The organism is Streptomyces caelestis (assembly GCF_001279005.1).
In the GTDB taxonomy this organism is placed as follows: Bacteria; Actinomycetota; Actinomycetes; order Streptomycetales; family Streptomycetaceae; genus Streptomyces; species Streptomyces heliomycini.
In genome coordinates, this window is the sequence record NZ_LGCN01000023.1 from 1 (window position 1) to 1,388 (window position 1,388).

Consider the following 1,388-nt stretch of genomic DNA (forward strand, 5'->3'; position numbering starts at 1 on the left):
TCGGGCGTGGCGTTGAAGACGACGACCAGGTCGCCCAGTTTCATGGTGATCACGCCGGGCGTCTCGTCCGTGCCGGAGAGCGGGAAGGAGAGCGCGGACTGCACCTGGGCGGTCGTGTCGAGGGAGAAGGCCTGCTCGGTGGTGCGGATCCTCAGCAGGTCCCGGTAGGCGGCCGAGGCGCCCTGGATCTGCGGGCAGCCGACCTTCACGGCGCCGAGCAGGGGCCTGGCGTGGGGCCACTTGGCCTCGTTGTCGGCGGCCGGCGGCAGGCCCCGGCCGAAGCCGTTGCCGTCCGCGCAGTTCCAGTGGATCGCGTTGAACCAGTCGCCGCTGTCGTAGGAGTTGCGGTCCAGGGACTTGGAGCGCAGCAGGTCGGTGCCCGCCTGGGAGAGGGCCGGGCCCTGGGAGAGGGTGGCCGTCGCCATGGCGAGGACCTGCATGCGGGCCCGGTCGGCCGCGGACGTGCCGACGGGGAGCTTGTAGGCGAGCGTGTCGAACAGGGTCTCGTTGTCGTGCGCGTCGGCGTAGGCGAGGGCGTCGCCGGGCGCGTCCGCGTATCCGGCGGGGGCGCCGTTGTAGTCGACCTGGGAGCCGGTGACCTTTTTGCCGCTGGTGTCGGTGAAGGTGTAGTGGGCGAGGTTGCCGCTCAGGCCCACCTTGATCAGGTCCTGGTAGTGCAGGAGGCGGGTCTTCTGCTCGGCGGTGGTGCCGTTGTCCTTCGAGGAGTTGGGGTCGGTGTAGAGGCCGGAGGCGAAGCCCTGCACGCCGGGGTCGGCGTCGAAGGGCGAGCCGCCGCGCACGGCGTCGCGGGCCCGGTCGGAGAAGGTGGCGATGTGGGTGCCGGCCATGTTCTGCTGCGTGGCCTGCTCGAAGCGGGCGTCGTCGGCGATCTCGCCGAAGTTCCAGCCCTCGCCGTACAGGATGATCCTCTTGCCGTCGACGCCGTCCTTCGTCAGGGTCAGCGCGTCGAGGGCCTCGCGGACGGCGAGGATGTTGGCCTTCGGGTGGTGGCCCATGAGGTCGAAGCGGAAGCCGTCGACCTTGTACTCCCTGGCCCAGGTGACGACCGAGTCGACGACCAGCTTGCCCATCATGGCGTTCTCGGGAGCCGTGCCCGCGCAGCAGGTGCTGTTCGCGACCGAGCCGTCGGCCAGCAGCCGCTGGTAGTAGCCGGGCACCACCTTGTCGAGGACGGAGGTCTTGGCCTGGCCGCTCGCGGCGGTGTGGTTGTAGACCACGTCCATCACGACCCGCAGGCCGTCCTCGTTGAGCGCCCTGACCATCTCGCGGAACTCGACCGTGCGCTCGGTGCCGTCCGGGTCACTGGCGTAGGAGCCCTCGGGGACGGTGAAGTGGTAGGGGTCGTAGCCCCAGTTGTAGGCGTCCTT

Annotated in this window: 1 protein-coding gene; it reads right to left on the bottom strand. The window is 70.0% G+C overall.

All coding sequences use genetic code 11. The annotated features are described in order from the left end of the window. A partial coding sequence (locus ADK41_RS03455) for an alpha-1,6-glucosidase domain-containing protein (protein ID WP_030837471.1) occupies positions 1-1,388 on the bottom strand: 1,388 nt, incomplete at both ends.